This window comes from Streptomyces sp. NPDC056222 (assembly GCF_042264065.1).
GTDB lineage: Bacteria > Actinomycetota > Actinomycetes > Streptomycetales > Streptomycetaceae > Streptomyces.
Window position 1 is genome coordinate 19,846 of record NZ_JBHJTL010000006.1, and the last position, 15,769, is coordinate 35,614.

Below are 15,769 nucleotides of genomic sequence, written 5' to 3' on the forward strand. Positions count from 1 at the left end.
CTCCGCCTGGTCAGTCGTTGCCGCGCATGACCACGAAGTCGTTCGGTTCCTTCTCCGGGCGCCGCCGCTCCACCACGCTCCAGCCCCAGCGTTCGTAGCGTTCGCGCAGTTCGGGGACGTCGAGCGTCATCAGCAGACGGGGGCCGGCGGTCTCCGCGAGGAGGGTGTCGTGCAGGGCGCGGCCCAGACCGTGGCCCTGGTGGGCGGGGGCGACGACGAGTTCGGCGAGTTCGAAGGTCTCGTCCGCGCCGGAGAGGGCGTTGTCGAGCCAGCCGGCGGCGAACCCGGTCAGGGCGCCGTCGGGGTCGAACGAGGCGACGCAGCGGAAGCCGGGCTCCGGTCCGGCCGCCCGGCCGAGCAGCCGCTCCACCGTCCGCAGCGCCCCGCGCGGCGCTTCGTGCCAGGGCGGTCCGCAGAAGGCCTGCGCGCACAGGGCGATCAACTCGTCCCGCAGCGCGGTCACTTCCTCGGCGGCGAGCGCCCGGAGCGTCACGAGTTGACGGCTCCGCGCAGCTCCGCCACGTCGATCTGCTCGGTCTCGTCGTGCGCGGTCAGGTCGATGACCTGGCCGATCGCGCGCTGCTCGGGGGTGCGCCGGGCGACGGTCGCCAGGACCTCCTCGCCCACCACGTCCGCGAGGTCGGCGTCCTGCACGGCCTCGATGGCGGCCGCCGCCTTCTGCATGCCGAAGAAGTCGAAGCCTCCCTCGGGGCGCGGGGCACGGCGGGCCGCGTAGGGGACGATCGCGGACGCGGCCGGGACGGGCCGGACGGCGGGCAGGGCGGAGGGCGCGGGCACCACGGCGGTCGACGGGCGAGCGTGCTGCTCGGTGCCGGCGGCCGCCGCGTGCTTCCCCTGCGGCTCCTCCGTCTCCCGGGCGCGCTCGGCGAGATCGCGGCTGCGGGCGGCCTCGGCCGTGCGGCGGGCCTCCTGGGCGGCGGCGTTGCGCGCCAGGTTGCGCAGGGCCTCGGCGGCCTCGCGGTATGCGGCCGGGGTCGGCGTGGACCCGGAGGCCGGGAGCTCCTTGGCCGGGGCGGCCGACTCCAGGGCGAGCTGCCGGCGGCCCTCCAGGGCGCTGGCACGCTCGGTCTCGGCGGTGGCGTACCGGCGCAGCAGCGCCGCGTGCTCACCGCGCAGCCCGGCGAGCTCGACCCGCTTGGCGCGCAGCTTCGCGTCGAGCTTGGCGCGCAGCTCGCGGGACTCGTCGAGGTCGGCCTCGAGCTCGGCTATCCGCTCCTCGGTCTTCCACTCGTCGGCGGTCCGGGCCCGGTTCAGCTCGGCGACCTGCCGACCTGCGCTCCGGTCCCAACTGCGCATGATGACGCCACCAGTGACCGCGGCCGCCGCGGCCGCCGCCACGAGCAGCCGCAGCGCCATGGGATCGGCGAGCAGCCAGGCGCCCGCGGCACAGACGACCGACGCTCCGGCGACCGCCGAGGGCGGCAGGAGCTTGTGCAGAGGAGGTGAATGGCGGTGGCGTCCACGTGGCATGGCCTGAAATTTACCGTGCGTAGGCGCTGTATGGGGTGTCGGCCCGGCAATCTCTTGGCCACTTCTCGCCGTCGTTCTCACCGCCGGGCCCACACCCCCACCGGACCGGGCCGACTCCCCTTACCCGGCCCCTACTTCTTGACCAGCCCCTTCGACTCCAGATAGGCCTTCGCGACGTCTCCGGGCTTGGCCCGCTCCGCGTCCACCTTGCGGTTCAGTTCGGCGAGATCGGCCGTCGTGAGGACCTTTGTGATCTTGTCGAGGGCGGCGGCGATCTCCGGCGATCCGGCGTCCTTGGCATTGACGACGGGCAGCACGTTGTCGGCGTTCTGGAGCTTCTTGTCGTCGGTCAGGAAGACCAGACCGAAACTGTCGATCGTCGCGTCCGTCGTGGTGGTCAGCACCAGCTGGTCCACGCCGTCCTTGACCGCCTGCTTGGACTGCGGCGTGCCCACACCCTTGGGGTCGATCCCGGTCACGTCGATCCCGTACGTCGTCTTCAGACCCGGTGCGCAGAACGGCCGAATCTCGCATTCGTCACCGGCCGCGATCTTCACCTTCAACTTGGCCGCGCCGAGATCCGAAAGCGTCGTCAGCTTGTTCTTCTCGGCGAATTCCTTGGACACCGCGAAGGCGTTCTGGTCGACCGCCTCACCGAACGCGAGGACCTTCAGTCCGCGCGGCTCCGCGAGCTTCTTCAGCGCCTCCACCGTGGCCGCCGCGTCCCCGGAAGCGACCGGCTTCTCCTCGGGCGCCTTCGGACCGTTCACCTTGGCATTGAGGAATTCCGCGATCGTCGCCGCGTATTCCGGTACGACGTCGATCTCACCCTTCTCCAGCGAGGGTTCGTACAGCTCACGGTTCTTCACCGTGGTGACGCTCGCGGAGTATCCGGCGTCGTTCAGCACCTGTGCGTACAGCTCGGCGAGCACCTTGGACTCGGTGAAAGCGGCGGCGCCCACGACGAGCGAGCCCTTGCCCTTGCCCGAACCCGTCGTCGGCGCGTTGCTCTTCTCCAGGCTGTCGCCGCCGCACGCGGCGAGCCCGGCGGTCAGTGCCGCCACGCCCAGTACCGCACCCGCGGTGCGCGAGATCCTGCTCACGAGATCACCCATCCCATTCGTTGTTCACCGTTCCGTCGTCACCGCGTCCTGCGGCCGAGCAGCCGGTCCGCCCCCACCAGCACGGCCTCCACCAGGAGGGCGAGCAACGCCACGAGCAGCGCGCCCGCGACCACCTGCGGGGTGTTGTACGTGTTGAAGCCGGCGGTGATGATCCGGCCCAGGCCGCCCTGGCCGACCATCGCCGCGATGGTCGCCGTGGCGACCACCTGCACGGCCGCCGACCGCAGGCCGGTCATGACCAGCGGGCGGGCGAGGGGCAGTTCGACCTTCCGGAAGAGCTGTCCGCCCGACATGCCCATTCCCCGGGCCGCCTCGACCACCGCCCGGTCCACCTCTCGCATCCCCACGTACGCGTTGGTGAGCAGCGGGGGCACCGCGAACAGCACCAGCGCGATCACCGTCGGGACGTACCCCGCGTTGCGCAGCGGCGACACCATGAACAGGGCGAGCACCGCGAAGACCGGGATCGCCCGGCCGGCGTTGGAGACGTTGACGGCGATCGCGCCACCCTTGCCGAGGTGTCCGAGCCCGAGCCCCAGCGGCAGCGCGACGGCGCAGGCCAGCAGGAGCGCGAGCCCGCTCACGTACACATGCTCACCGAGCCGGTGCCACGCCCCGCCGTCGCCGGCCCAGTTGGCGCCCGTGGTCAGCCAGCTCCAGGCGTCCGCCATGACCTGCATGTCACGCACCCCCCGCCGTGGCGCGTATGCGGGTCCACGGCGTGAGCAGCCGCTGCACGCCGAGGAGCAGCAGGTCCGCGGTCACCGCGAGGAGCACGCACAACACGGATGCGGCGAGCACCTGCGCCTTGAAGAACGTCGGCAGCGCGTCCTCGATGAGATTGCCGAGCCCGCCACGGCCGACGATCGAACCGACCGTCGTCAGCGCGATCGTGGAGACCGTCGCCATGCGCACGCCGGCCATCAGGGCCGGGAGGGCGAGGGGCAGTTCGACCTCCCACAGCAGCCGGCCCGAGCCGTACCCCATGCCGCGCGCGGCCTCTCGCGTCTCGGCCGGCACCGCCTCCAGGCCGGCCAGGATGTTCCGAACGAGAATCGTCAGCGAATACAGCACGAGTCCGGTCACCACCAGGGCCGCGGAGAGCCCGAGGAACGGGAGCAGCAGCGAGAACATCGCCAGCGAAGGAATCGTGTACAGCAGCGTCGTGAGCCCGAGGACCGGCCCGGCGAGGCGCGGACGGGCCCGCACGAGCAGCGCCAGCGGAAAAGCGACGGCGAGCCCGATCAGGACGGACACGACCGTGATCCCCACATGCTGGAGCAACGCACTCGTCAACTCCTCGCTGCGGGTGCGCAGATACTCCCCGCAGATCCAGTCGTTCGTCACCAGACAATTCGACGCGCTCATGTGCCCTCCCCCCGGTCGCCCGCCCTGCCGAACGTATGTCCAGCGACCCTAACCCCCGCCACCGACAATCGCCGAGGACCGCCACAAGGCGGCAACACCCCCTTCACACAGACCCGTCCACCAGACGTCAGAATGGGGAACCATGATCCGGTTCGAGCAGGTGACCAAGCGGTACGCGGACGGCACGACGGCCGTCGACGGCCTCTCCTTCGAGGTCGCCGAGGGGGAACTGGTCACGCTCGTCGGCCCGTCCGGCTGCGGCAAGACCACGACCATGAAGATGGTGAACCGGCTCATCGAACCGACCGAGGGGCGCATCCTCCTCGGCGGCGAGGACATATCCGCGATCGACCCGGTCCGGCTGCGCCGCCGCATCGGCTACGTCATCCAGCAGGTCGGGCTCTTCCCGCACCGCACGGTCCTCGACAACACCGCGACCGTCCCGCACCTGCTCGGCGCCCCCCGCGCCCGGGCCCGCGCACGCGCCGCCGAACTCCTCGACCTGGTCGGCCTCGACCCGAGGAAGTACGGCGACCGCTACCCGGAACAGCTCTCCGGCGGTCAGCGCCAGCGCGTCGGCGTGGCCCGCGCACTCGCCGCCGACCCGCCCGTGCTCCTGATGGACGAGCCCTTCGGCGCGGTCGACCCCGTCGTCCGCGACCGCCTGCAGAGCGAGTTCCTCAAACTTCAGTCGCAGGTCCGCAAGACCGTCCTGCTGGTCACCCACGACCTGGAGGAGGCCGTCCGCCTCGGCGACCGGATCGCCGTCTACGGACAGGGCACGATCGAGCAGTTCGACACCCCGGCCCGGGTCCTCGGGGCCCCCGCCACCCCGTACGTCGCCGAATTCGTCGGCGCCGACCGCGGCCTCAAGCGGCTCTCCGTCACCCCCGTCGACCCCTCCGCCCTGGAGAAGGCTCCGGTCCTGCGGACGGGCGAGACCCCGACCGACGCGCCCTGGTCCGTCGTCCTCGACGCCGACGGCCGGCCGGAGGGCTGGGTGTCGGCGGACGAGCCCGGCCGCACCCGCCCCGCGCCGCAGCCGGTCCCGCTCGGCGCCTCCCTCCGGGAGGCACTGGCCGCGCTCCTCCAGCACGACACCGGCTGGCTCCCCGTCACGGACCCGGCCGACGGCGGCCGGTTCGCCGGCGTCCTCACCCCCGCGGGCGTCCACCGGGCACTGCGCGCGGCGACCGAAGCGGCCGAGGACACCGAGGAGACCTCGGTCAGTTCGCGCTGAGCCGCCCGCTCATCCAGACGAGACCCGGCGGGATCTCCCGGTTCCAGGTGTTGAAGTTGTGCCCACCGCTGTCGAGCGTGATCGAGGAGACCCGCGCCGGGGCCTTCACCTTCTTGACGAAGTCGAGAGTCGCCCGACGGTTCCCCTCGCCCTCCTTCGACGTGGTCACCAGGAAGGACGACTTCCCCTGCGGCGCGTGGTCCAGGCTCCACAGCAGGTCGGCCCGCTTGCGCGCCGCACCGTCGCCGTGGAAGAGATCGCCGGTCGTCACGTCCTCCGCCGCCTTGTAGTACGCCGAGAAACCGGCGCCCGCCGCGAACCGGTCCGGATGGTGCAGCGCGATCTTCAGGGCGCAGTACCCGCCGGTCGAGTTCCCCATGAAGCCCCAGTTCCGCGCATTCGTGCCCACCCGGTACGTCTCCGAGACCGCCTTGGGCAGGTCCTCGGCGAAGAAGGTCTCGGTCTGCGGCCCGCCGGGGATGTTCACGCACTCGGTGTCCCGGGGCGGCGCCACGGTCGGCCGCAGCATCACCAGGATCATCGGCCGCATCTTCTTCTCCTTGACCTGGAGGAAGGCCGTCTTCGGGTACTTCAGCCCCTTGAGAAGGTTCTCGGCCGTGCCCGGGTAGCCCGTCAGCACCACCGCGGCCGGGAACGTGCTCTTCGCGTACTCCTTCTGGAAGTACTCCGGCGGCAGATACACATAGGCCGGAGAGTCGATCTTCGACTTCTCGCCGGCGACGACGATCTTCTGGATCTGACCGCCCACCGCGGGGCGGCCGCCACCCGGCACATCCACCGCCTGCGTGCCGACGACCTTGATGTCCTTGGAACCGGCCGAGTGGTCGACGACCACCCCCAGATCCTGCTCCTGACCGAACAGGTCGGCCCAGGAGCCGTAGAACAGGAACGAGTTGTTCGCCGCGAGCCCCACCGAGGCGAACAGCGCGAGCTGGGTGGCGAGCAGCAGCCCGATCCGGCCGAGGACCGACCGGAAACCGCCGCGCGACAGCCGCGGCCACAGCCAGATCGTGGCCACGAACAGCACCACCGCCACCACGACGGCCAGCGCCAGAACCTTGTTGCTGGTGAGACCCATGAGCGCCCGCGCCCTCTTCCTGATCACGCTTACTGAGAATTTCCTGTGCCCGAATGAACCCACTCCCCCGCGATGCCGTCCTAGAAGGCGCAAAACCTCCGGCACGGCCCGCCCCTGACCACCGCGCGGCCGCCGGATCCAACCTTTCGCGGAGCCACGGGAAGCACGGGAAGCGATGTCTGTCACGGTAGATGGGGACAAATCAGGATCGGTTCCGGATCGGGTGCGCCGGATTCTGCGCGGACCGCGCCCCGAGAAGGTCCCCGCCCTCGTCGGTACGGCCTGCACCCTCGTCGGCCTGATCGACATCGCCGCGGGCGTCTTCCCGCGCTTCCGGGCCAGCCGGATGCACGCCATCGCCGAGGTCCTGCCCGGCACCCTCGGACCACTCTCGGCGGCACTCTCCCTCAGCGCCGGCGTCCTGCTCCTCCTGCTCGCCCACGGCCTCAAGCGCCACAAGCGCCGCGCCTGGCGAGCCGCCGTCGTCCTGCTGCCGCTCGGCGCCACCGCCCAATTCGTCTGGCGCCACTCGATCCTCGGCGCCCTGCTCTCCCTCGCGCTGCTCGCCCTGCTGCTGCGCCACCGAAGCCAGTTCGCCGCCCTGCCCGACCCCCGCAGCCGCTGGAAGGCCCTCGCCAACTTCGTCCTCATGGGCGCCGGCTCCATCGCCCTCGGCCTCGTCATCGTCAGCGCCCACCCGCGCCGCGTCATCGGCAGCCCCGGCCTCACCGACCGCCTCGAGCACGTCCTGTACGGACTCTTCGGCTTCGAAGGCCCCGTCGGCTACACCAACGACGTCGACTGGACCGTCGGCTACTCCCTGGGCGCCCTCGGCATGCTGACCGCCCTCACCACCATCTACCTGGCCTTCCGCCCCGAACACCCCGCCGCCCGGCTCACCGAGGACGACGAGACCAGGCTGCGCGCCCTCCTCGACAAGCACGGCCGCCGCGACTCCCTCGGCCACTTCGCCCTCCGCCGCGACAAGGGCGTCGTCTTCTCGCCCAGCGGCAAGGCCGCCGTCTGCTACCGCGTCGTCTCCGGCGTCATGCTCGCCAGCGGCGACCCCATCGGCGACGTCGAAGCCTGGCCCGGCGCCATCGACCGCTTCATGGACGAGGCCAAGGCCCACTCCTGGACCCCCGCCGTCATGGGCTGCTCCGAGACCGGCGGCGAGGTCTGGACCCGCGAGACCGGCCTCGACGCCCTCGAACTCGGCGACGAGGCGGTGGTGGACGTCGCGGATTTCTCCCTCTCAGGGCGCGCCATGCGCAACGTGCGCCAGATGGTGAAGCGGATCGAGCGCAACGGCTACACCACCAAGGTCCGCCGAGTCCGTGACCTGTCCGACGGCGAACTCGCCCGCGTCCGCCGCGCCGCCGCCGACTGGCGCGGCACCGACACCGAACGCGGCTTCTCCATGGCACTCGGCCGGATCGGCGACCCCGGCGACGGAGACGCGGTCATAGCCACCGCCCACAAGGACGACCCCGACTCCGCCTACGGCGACCTCAAAGCGATCATCCACTTCGTGCCCTGGGGCACCGACGGCATGTCCCTCGAACTCATGCGCCGCGACCGCTCCGCCGACCCCGGCATGAACGAACTGCTCATCGTCGCCGCCCTCCAGGACTCCCCCCGCCTCGGCATCGAACGCGTCTCGCTCAACTTCGCCATGTTCCGCTCCGCACTCGCCCGCGGCGAGAAGATCGGCGCGGGCCCCGTCCTCAGGCTCTGGCGCGGACTCCTCGTCTTCCTCTCCCGCTGGTTCCAGATCGAATCCCTGTACAAGTTCAACGCGAAGTTCCAGCCCCGCTGGGAACCCCGCTTCGTCGTCTACCGCAAGAGCCGCGACCTGCCCCGCATCGGCTTCGCCGCCATGCAGGCCGAAGGCTTCGTGGACCTCGCACTGCCCCGCCCCTTCGCCCGCCGCCGCCCCGCCGCCGAACCCCGCCCCTGCGCCCACATCGTCACCCCCCAGCCCGACCGCGAGGCCCGGGCGGCCTGACCCCGGCCCGCACGCCCCCGACCGGGACGCGCCCCCGACCCGGCACCGGCGACGCGAGCAGCCCCTAGTCTGGACATATGAGTACGTTGATCGGTCGGGGCACGGCCCTGGGCCTGCCGGAGTGGGACCGCTGCGCGGTCATGGGCGTCGTGAACGTGACCCCGGACTCCTTCTCCGACGGCGGCCGCTGGTTCGACACCACGGCCGCCGTCAAACACGGGCTCCACCTCGTCGCCGAAGGCGCCGACCTCGTCGACGTCGGCGGCGAGTCCACCCGACCCGGCGCCAGCCGCGTCGACGAGGAGGAAGAACTCCGCCGGGTCGTCCCCGTCGTCCGCGGCCTCGCCGCCGAAGGCGTCACCGTCTCCGTCGACACCATGCGCGCCTCCGTCGCCCACGCGGCCGTCGCCGCGGGCGCCGCCCTCGTCAACGACGTCAGCGGCGGCCTCGCCGACCCCGACATGGTCCCCGCCGTCGCCGCCGCCGAAGTCCCCTTCGTCGTCATGCACTGGCGCGGCTTCAGCCAGGACATGAACAGCCTCGCCGTCTACGACGACGTCGTCCACGAAGTCGTCACCGAACTCCGACAGCGCATGGAAGCCGTCGTCGAAGGCGGCGTCACCCCCGAACGGATCGTCATCGACCCCGGCCTCGGCTTCGCCAAACTCGCCCCCCACGACCTGGCCCTCGTCGCCCACCTCCCCGAACTCCGCGCCCTCGGCAGGCCCCTGCTCGTCGCCGCCTCCCGCAAGCGCTTCCTCGGCCACGTCCTCACCCGCGAAGGCGCCACCCCACCCCCCGCCCGCGAACGCGACGCCGCCACCGCCGCCGTCTCCGCCATCGCCGCCCACGAAGGCGCCTGGGCCGTCCGCGTCCACGAGGTCAGAGCCACCGCCGACGCCGTCCGGGTCGCCAGAGCCGTCGAGGGAGCCGCGTGACCCACCAGACCGACACCGAAGCGGTCGAAGCCGCCAACACCGCCTTCTACGAAGCGATGGAACGCGGCGACTTCGAGGAGATCTCCGAGCTCTGGCTCGACGACGGCGCCACCCCCATCAGCTGTGTCCACCCCGGCTGGCCCGTACTCTCCGGCCGCGGCGAGGTACTCCGCTCGTACGCCCTGATCATGGCGAACACCGAATACATCCAGTTCTTCCTGACCGACACCAAGGTCTCCCTCGCCGGCGACGTGGCCGTCGTCACCTGCACCGAGAACATCCTCAGCGGCGGACCCGCCGAGGACGGCGCCGAACTCGGACCCCTCGTGGGTCAGCTCGTCGTCGCCACCAATGTGTTCCGCCGCACATTCGACGGCTGGCGGATCTGGTCCCACCACGGCTCCCCCGTCCTCACCGAAACGGACGACGAAGAGGACGAGGAATCCGGCTCCTGACAGGGTTCCCCGGTCCTTTCGGGTGACCCCGGGGATTGGAATCCAGCACTCTGGGTAGGGGCCGCACCCAGCCCCTGTGGCCCTCGCCGCAGCCCCCCGTGGGCAAGCGCTGTCGGTGCTCGCAGGTAGATTCGATGCTGGACACCCGGCCGTCCGCACCCGGCTGCGTGGCCACAAGAACTACGACAGCAGGAGTGATTCGCGTGGATCGTGTCGCGCTGCGCGGCCTCAAGGCCCGAGGACACCACGGCGTGTTCCCCAAGGAACGCGAAGAAGGCCAGACCTTCATCGTGGACCTCGTCCTGGGCCTGGACACCCGACCCGCGGCAGCCGACGACGACCTGACGAAGACCGTGCACTACGGCGTCGTCGCAGAGGAAGTCGTCGATGTCGTCCAGGGCGAGCCCGTCGACCTGATCGAGACGCTCGCCGAACGCATCGCCCAGCAGTGCCTCAAGCACGCGGGCGTCCAGGAGGTCGAAGTCGTCGTCCACAAGCCGGACGCACCGATCACGGTCCCCTTCGACGACGTGACCATCACCATCACCCGGAGCCGAGTATGAAAAGCACGCACAGCGACCCCACCGTGCAGCCCGTACCCGCCTCCGTCGTGGAAGCGGTCGACGCCGCCGACGTGACGCTCTCCAACCCCAAGTGGGCCGTCATCGCCCTCGGCGCCAACCTCGGCAACCGCCTGGAGACCCTCCAGGGCGCCGTCGACGCCCTCGAAGACACCCCCGGCCTCCGGGTCAAGGCCGTCTCCCCCGTCTACGAGACGGAGCCCTGGGGCGTCGAGCCCGGCTCCCAGCCCTCCTACCTCAACGCGGTCGCCCTCGTGAAGACGACGCTGCCGCCCAGCTCCCTCCTGGAGCGCGCCCACGCCGTCGAGGAGGCCTTCCACCGCGTCCGCGAGGAGCGCTGGGGCGCACGCACCATCGACGTCGACATCGTGGCCTACGCCGACGTGGTCTCCGACGACCCCGTCCTCACGCTCCCGCACCCCCGCGCCCACCAGCGCGCCTTCGTCCTCGCCCCCTGGCACGACGTGGACCCCGAGGCCAAGCTGCCCGGACACGGCCCCGTCGCCGACCTCCTCACCGCGATCGGCAACGAGGGCGTCGTGCCGCGCGTCGACCTGGAACTCCGTCTGCCCGAGTAGTCGTTACGCTCGTGGAGCATCGCCCCCACGACGACACGAAGGACACCCGGTGAAACAACTGCGGCTCAAGGTTCTCGCCGGACTGTTCGTCGTGGCCGGAATCCTGTCCTGGGGCGCAGCACGCCTCTGGGACGCGGTGGGCACCCTGCCCAGCGTGCCGCTCGCCGCACCGATCGTCCTCGCGGCCATCGCGGTCGTCCTGACCGCGACGGCACTCTCCATCCGCTCCCGCCTGAAGGCCCAGCGCGAGCGCCGCCCCGGCGCAAAGGGCGTCGAGCCGCTCATGGCGGCCCGCGCGGTCGTCTTCGGCCAGGCGAGCGCCCTGGTCGCCGCCCTGGTCGCCGGCATGTACGGCGGCACGGGCGTCTTCCTCCTCGGCTCCCTGGACATCCCGGCCCGACGCGACCAGGCGATCTACGCCGGCTTCTCGGTCCTGGCAGGCATCGCCGTGATCGCGGCGGCCCTCTTCCTGGAGCGCGTCTGCAAACTCCCGGAGGACGAGGACCACAACGGCAAGGGCGCAGCGCCGGTGGCCTAGCGGCAGAGTTCGTCGATGTCGTCGGAGAAGCTCGGGAACTCGGCCCGGGCCTCGACGACGATCTCCCGGGCGCCCCGGCGCGGGGTGGTGGCATGCCGCCCCGCCAGCTCGGCCAGCGCCTCGTCGGGCCGCGCCCCGCGCTCCACGTACAGAGCGGCCTCCATGGGCCCGAAGCCGTCGGCCAGCACCCACAGGAAGTCGGACAGGCTCCCGGCCACCACGCCGCGCTCCCCCTCCGACCCCATGAACACCACGGGCTGCTCGGCAAGCGACCGCCCCGGTCGCACGCACCAGACGGCGGCGAGCCCGCCGGTCCCGTCCTGCCCGAAGACCCGGTAGGCACCGCCGTCGAGCTCGTGGTTACCGGTCCAGTGCCGCAGCCAGTCGGTGGTCTCCTCGGCGGAGTCGAAGGCGTCGTACGGCTCGAAGTCGACCCCCTCGCCCTCGTCGTAGTCGAACTCCGCCCGGGCGACATCGGCCAGCGCGGGAGGAAAACGGCGGTCGTCGCCGGTCGTCTCGATCATCCGCGCAGGCTAACGGCCGCCGCTGACACAGCGGCCTACCAGGGCTCACGCACGAGATGACCGTTCACCAGGAACGTGGGGTGGGGTTCGAGCCGGTAGCTGTAGAACGTGAAGGGCTTCGTGCCGAGAGCGGGGCGGGGGCGGATTTCGTGGACCTGGATCCAGGAGGATTCCGGAGGGTCGATGGGGTGGTGCTCGGGGACGAAGGTGCCGCGGCTCCGCCAGCGATCGGTCACGACAAGCCGCGAGGCCAGTCCACGCTTCGAAGGGGTGAACCGCGCGCCGATGATCCGTGCCAGCTCCGCGAGGAACGGGACGTTGGCACTCACGATCATGCGTGCCGGCCAGCGCTTGATGCGGCAACCGTCACCGTCGACGTATCCGTCGAGGAACCCGTTGAACGTTTCGATGTCCCGCAGCACCACCCGCGGAAAGCGCTGCCGCATGTGATGGGCGTCCCCGCCCACGTAGTGCCGCATCGCGTCGGTGAGGTACGAGGAGACCACCCGCACACGAAAGCCCGGCAGATCCCGCTTCAGATAGCCGGACGGCCGAGTCACCGCCTCAAGACGTGCGGGAAGGCCCGTGCAGGCTGTGAGCGCGGTCGCGTACCGGGTCGCGAAGTCTTCCTCGTTCACGACCAGCGACACATAGTTCTTGCCCACTGTGCCATCGGCACACGTGGCACCCACGAAGTAGCCGAATTCGTAGCCCGACCTGATCGTCGGCCGCTCCCGGCACAGCTTCCGTGCCGGCGTCCAGCCGATCGTCGTCCCAGCCGCATCCCCAGCAGGCGTCCACCCATCTGGCGTGGCCAGCAGTAGATCCGGGCTGCTGATGAACGCCATGTGGTCCGTGACCACCTCGACAGCCGTGCGCGCCTTCACCGCCGTTACCTCTACGACCGTGGTCTGCACCGTCCGGTCGCCGTCCAGCGTCCACATCGCGCTGCCGGGAGCCACGTTCTTCGCCTGAACGCAGCCTTCAACCAGGTTCACCAGCTGCTTGCTGGAAAGCCCGTACCCCATACCGATCCTCCCCGATCAGTGACCAACTCCACCGATCAAGGACGGTATGGGGCAGTACGGAAAGAGCGCCCTTAACGTGCCAATATCAGGGACATGGCCTCGGCACGTGTAGTAGCGTCACGCAGCTGACCACGCACCGCCGAGGTCGTCGTCTTCGCGCCCGGCTTGCGGATGCCGCGCAGCGACATGCACATGTGCTCGGCCTCGATCACGACGATCGCTCCACGCGCGTCAAGGATCTTCATCAGCGAATCGGCAACCTGCGTCGTCAGACGCTCCTGCACCTGTGGACGCCGAGCGAAGACGTCGACCAGGCGCGCCAGCTTCGAGAGCCCCGTGATCTTTCCACTTTCCGCCGGGATGTAGCCCACATGCGCCACACCGTGGAACGGGAGCAAGTGATGTTCACAGAAGGAAACCAGCTCGATGTCCTTCACGAGGACCATTTCATCGTGCCCGATGTCAAACGTCGTGGTCAGAACATCCTCAGGCTCCTGACGCATCCCTGACAGCAGTTCCCTGTATGCACGCGCAACGCGCGCAGGGGTCTCCAGCAAACCCTCACGGTCGGGGTCCTCGCCGACCGCGATGAGAAGCTCCCGCACGGCGTTCTCGGCGCGCTTCTCGTCGAACTCGCCGATCGTGCCCTCGCCGTCCAGCGTCACCGGGTCGGTCATCAGTGCCTCGTTCCATATGACTCTTGGCGCGAAATGGCCGCGCCCCCACAGGCTAGAACCTGTGGGGGCGCGGCTTCCATTCCGGGGTGGTGGAGGTCAGGCCTCCGGGGCCTCCTCGGGGGCGACCTCGATCGCCTTCGTGGTCTCCACCGGCGCGCTGCCGTTCGCGCCGTTCGTCAGTGCGAGCTCCTTGGGGGAGAGCACCGGCGGGCGGGTCGAGGGCGTGCGGCGGGAGGAGCCGGTCCAGGCCGGGCGGGCCGGGCGCTTGACGATGGGGGCGAAGATCTCGGCGATCTCCTCCTTGCCCAGCGTCTCCCTCTCCAGGAGCTGCAGGACCAGGTTGTCGAGAACGTCGCGGTTCTCGACGAGGATCTCCCACGCCTCGTTGTGCGCGGTCTCGATGAGCTTCTTGACCTCTTCGTCGACCAGCGCGGCGACCTCTTCCGAGTAGTCGCGCTGGTGCGCCATCTCACGGCCGAGGAACGGTTCGGTGTTGTCGCCGCCGAACTTGATGGCGCCGAGCCGCTCGGTCATGCCGTACTGGGTGACCATCGCGCGTGCGGTGGCCGTGGCCTTCTCGATGTCGTTCGCCGCGCCCGTGGTCGGGTCGTGGAAGACGAGCTCTTCGGCCGCGCGTCCGCCCAGCATGTACGCGAGCTGGTCGAGCATCTCGTTGCGGGTGGTCGAGTACTTGTCCTCGTCCGGGAGCACCATCGTGTAGCCCAGGGCGCGGCCGCGGGACAGGATGGTGATCTTGTGGACGGGGTCGGAGTTCGGCGAGGCCGCTGCGACGAGGGCGTGGCCGCCCTCGTGGTAGGCGGTGATCTTCTTCTCCTTGTCCGACATGATCCGGGTCCGCTTCTGCGGGCCCGCGACCACACGGTCGATCGCCTCGTCCAGTGAGTGGTTGTCGATCAGCTTCTTGTCCGAGCGGGCGGTGAGGAGCGCCGCTTCGTTCAGGACGTTGGAGAGATCGGCACCGGTGAAGCCGGGGGTGCGTCGGGCGACGGCGCCGAGGTCGACGTCCGGGGCGACCGGCTTGCCCTTCTGGTGGACCTTGAGGATCTCGAGGCGGCCCTGCATGTCCGGTCGGTCGACGGCGATCTGCCGGTCGAATCGGCCGGGGCGCAGCAGCGCCGGGTCGAGGATGTCGGGCCGGTTCGTGGCGGCGATCAGGATGACGCCGCCCTTCACGTCGAAGCCGTCCATCTCGACGAGGAGCTGGTTGAGGGTCTGCTCGCGCTCGTCGTGGCCACCGCCGAGACCGGCACCGCGGTGACGGCCGACGGCGTCGATCTCGTCGACGAAGACGATCGCCGGGGCGTTCGCCTTGGCCTGCTCGAAGAGGTCGCGGACACGGGAGGCACCGACACCGACGAACATCTCGACGAAGTCGGAGCCGGAGATCGAGTAGAACGGGACGCCGGCCTCGCCCGCGACGGCGCGCGCGAGGAGGGTCTTGCCGGTTCCGGGCGGGCCGTAGAGCAGCACGCCCTTGGGGATCTTGGCGCCGACGGCCTGGAATTTCGCCGGCTCCTGGAGGAATTCCTTGATCTCGTGGAGTTCCTCGACGGCCTCGTCGGATCCCGCCACATCGGCGAAGGTGGTCTTCGGGGTGTCCTTGGTGATGAGCTTGGCCTTGGACTTCCCGAAGTTCATGACTCGGGAGCCGCCGCCCTGCATCTGGTTCATCAGGAACAGGAAGACGAGCACGATGAGAACGAAGGGGAGCAGCGAGAGCAGCACCGACAGGAACGGGCTCTGGCGCTCCGGGGAGACGGTGTAGCCCTTGTCCAGGGCGCCGGAGGCGGCCTGGTCCTGGAGCGTGGTGGTCAGGTTGGCGCCCTGGTCACCGATGTAGCTGGCCTGGATCTTGGTGCTGCCGCCGTACTTGTCCTTGTCGGCGCCCTTCTTGAGCTCGACCTTGATGACCTGCTCGTCGCCGGTCGTCAGCTTGACCTGGTCGGCCTGCTTGTCATTGATCGCCTGGACGACCTTGCTGGTGTCCACCGTCTTGTAGCCCTCGGACGAGCCGACGACCTGCATCAGCACGACCACGGCGAGGACGGCCAGCACGATCCACATGACCGGCCCACGGAAGTATCGCTTCACGTCCATCC

17 protein-coding genes are annotated in these 15,769 nt (G+C 70.2%); 7 read left to right on the forward strand and 10 right to left on the reverse strand.

The features are described from left to right. Positions 1 to 10: 10 nt before the first annotated feature. The 5 genes from ACFC0D_RS04850 to ACFC0D_RS04870 all read right to left on the reverse strand — a co-directional run bounded on the left by ACFC0D_RS04850 (position 11) and on the right by ACFC0D_RS04870 (position 3,983). Positions 11 to 493 carry a GNAT family N-acetyltransferase gene (locus ACFC0D_RS04850; RefSeq protein WP_376431051.1) on the reverse strand — a complete coding sequence of 161 codons (483 nt, stop codon included), beginning with the start codon at positions 491 to 493 and terminating at the stop codon, positions 11 to 13. Further along, complete coding sequence (locus tag ACFC0D_RS04855) at positions 490 to 1,491, reverse strand: hypothetical protein (protein WP_376431053.1); 1,002 nt, start codon at positions 1,489 to 1,491, stop codon at positions 490 to 492. Before ACFC0D_RS04855 ends, ACFC0D_RS04850 begins: the two co-directional genes overlap by 4 nt. Before the next feature lie 131 nt (positions 1,492 to 1,622). Continuing rightward, entirely contained in the window at positions 1,623 to 2,606 is a 984-nt protein-coding gene (locus ACFC0D_RS04860) for an ABC transporter substrate-binding protein (RefSeq protein ID WP_376431055.1), read from the reverse strand. Between the two features lie 26 nt (positions 2,607 to 2,632). Then, the gene (locus ACFC0D_RS04865) at positions 2,633 to 3,295 is read right to left on the reverse strand and encodes an ABC transporter permease (RefSeq protein ID WP_376431057.1); all 663 of its coding nucleotides are present in this window, start codon (positions 3,293 to 3,295) and stop codon (positions 2,633 to 2,635) included. A 1-nt stretch (position 3,296) separates the two neighbouring features. Beyond that, entirely contained in the window at positions 3,297 to 3,983 is a 687-nt protein-coding gene (locus ACFC0D_RS04870) for an ABC transporter permease (RefSeq protein WP_376431059.1), read from the reverse strand. A 142-nt stretch (positions 3,984 to 4,125) separates the two neighbouring features. Here ACFC0D_RS04870 and ACFC0D_RS04875 point away from each other — a divergent pair, with 142 nt between their 5' ends. Continuing rightward, positions 4,126 to 5,223 carry an ABC transporter ATP-binding protein gene (locus ACFC0D_RS04875; RefSeq protein ID WP_376431062.1) on the forward strand — a complete coding sequence of 366 codons (1,098 nt, stop codon included), beginning with the start codon at positions 4,126 to 4,128 and terminating at the stop codon, positions 5,221 to 5,223. On the opposite strand, the gene ACFC0D_RS04880 is transcribed toward ACFC0D_RS04875, so the two are convergent. Continuing rightward, on the reverse strand, positions 5,210 to 6,322 hold the full coding sequence (locus ACFC0D_RS04880) for an alpha/beta hydrolase (protein ID WP_376431275.1): 1,113 nt from the start codon (positions 6,320 to 6,322) through the stop codon (positions 5,210 to 5,212). The two genes, ACFC0D_RS04875 and ACFC0D_RS04880, sit on opposite strands and share 14 nt — an antisense overlap. A 175-nt stretch (positions 6,323 to 6,497) precedes the next feature. Here ACFC0D_RS04880 and ACFC0D_RS04885 point away from each other — a divergent pair, with 175 nt between their 5' ends. From ACFC0D_RS04885 to ACFC0D_RS04910, 6 genes are all read left to right on the forward strand, one after another. Beyond that, entirely contained in the window at positions 6,498 to 8,330 is a 1,833-nt protein-coding gene (locus ACFC0D_RS04885; protein WP_376431064.1) for a phosphatidylglycerol lysyltransferase domain-containing protein, read from the forward strand. Between the two features lie 140 nt (positions 8,331 to 8,470). Beyond that, positions 8,471 to 9,268, forward strand: a complete 798-nt coding sequence (gene folP, locus ACFC0D_RS04890) for a dihydropteroate synthase (protein WP_376431277.1) — start codon at positions 8,471 to 8,473, stop codon at positions 9,266 to 9,268. Further along, the gene (locus ACFC0D_RS04895) at positions 9,265 to 9,723 is read left to right on the forward strand and encodes a nuclear transport factor 2 family protein (protein WP_376431066.1); all 459 of its coding nucleotides are present in this window, start codon (positions 9,265 to 9,267) and stop codon (positions 9,721 to 9,723) included. Before folP ends, ACFC0D_RS04895 begins: the two co-directional genes overlap by 4 nt. Before the next feature lie 203 nt (positions 9,724 to 9,926). Beyond that, positions 9,927 to 10,286 (forward strand): dihydroneopterin aldolase, encoded by a 360-nt coding sequence (gene folB, locus ACFC0D_RS04900; RefSeq protein WP_158988273.1) that lies wholly within the window; start codon positions 9,927 to 9,929, stop codon positions 10,284 to 10,286. Continuing rightward, the gene (folK, locus tag ACFC0D_RS04905; RefSeq protein WP_376431069.1) at positions 10,283 to 10,882 is read left to right on the forward strand and encodes a 2-amino-4-hydroxy-6-hydroxymethyldihydropteridine diphosphokinase; all 600 of its coding nucleotides are present in this window, start codon (positions 10,283 to 10,285) and stop codon (positions 10,880 to 10,882) included. The genes folB and folK overlap by 4 nt, the downstream gene beginning before the upstream one ends. Before the next feature lie 49 nt (positions 10,883 to 10,931). Further along, positions 10,932 to 11,420: a DUF3180 domain-containing protein gene (locus ACFC0D_RS04910; protein WP_376431071.1), complete on the forward strand. Its 489-nt coding sequence runs from the start codon at positions 10,932 to 10,934 to the stop codon at positions 11,418 to 11,420. Here ACFC0D_RS04910 and ACFC0D_RS04915 read toward each other — a convergent pair. From ACFC0D_RS04915 to ftsH, 4 genes are all read right to left on the reverse strand, one after another. Next, on the reverse strand, positions 11,417 to 11,944 hold the full coding sequence (locus tag ACFC0D_RS04915; protein WP_376431073.1) for an SMI1/KNR4 family protein: 528 nt from the start codon (positions 11,942 to 11,944) through the stop codon (positions 11,417 to 11,419). The genes ACFC0D_RS04910 and ACFC0D_RS04915 overlap by 4 nt on opposite strands. A 35-nt stretch (positions 11,945 to 11,979) precedes the next feature. Then, positions 11,980 to 12,972 carry a hypothetical protein gene (locus ACFC0D_RS04920; protein ID WP_376431075.1) on the reverse strand — a complete coding sequence of 331 codons (993 nt, stop codon included), beginning with the start codon at positions 12,970 to 12,972 and terminating at the stop codon, positions 11,980 to 11,982. 71 nt (positions 12,973 to 13,043) lie between these two features. Beyond that, on the reverse strand, positions 13,044 to 13,649 hold the full coding sequence (folE, locus tag ACFC0D_RS04925) for a GTP cyclohydrolase I FolE (protein ID WP_376431077.1): 606 nt from the start codon (positions 13,647 to 13,649) through the stop codon (positions 13,044 to 13,046). 96 nt (positions 13,650 to 13,745) lie between these two features. Next, a complete protein-coding gene (ftsH, locus tag ACFC0D_RS04930; protein WP_376431079.1) occupies positions 13,746 to 15,767 on the reverse strand; it encodes an ATP-dependent zinc metalloprotease FtsH in 2,022 nt (673 codons plus the stop codon). Positions 15,768 to 15,769: the final 2 nt, after the last annotated feature.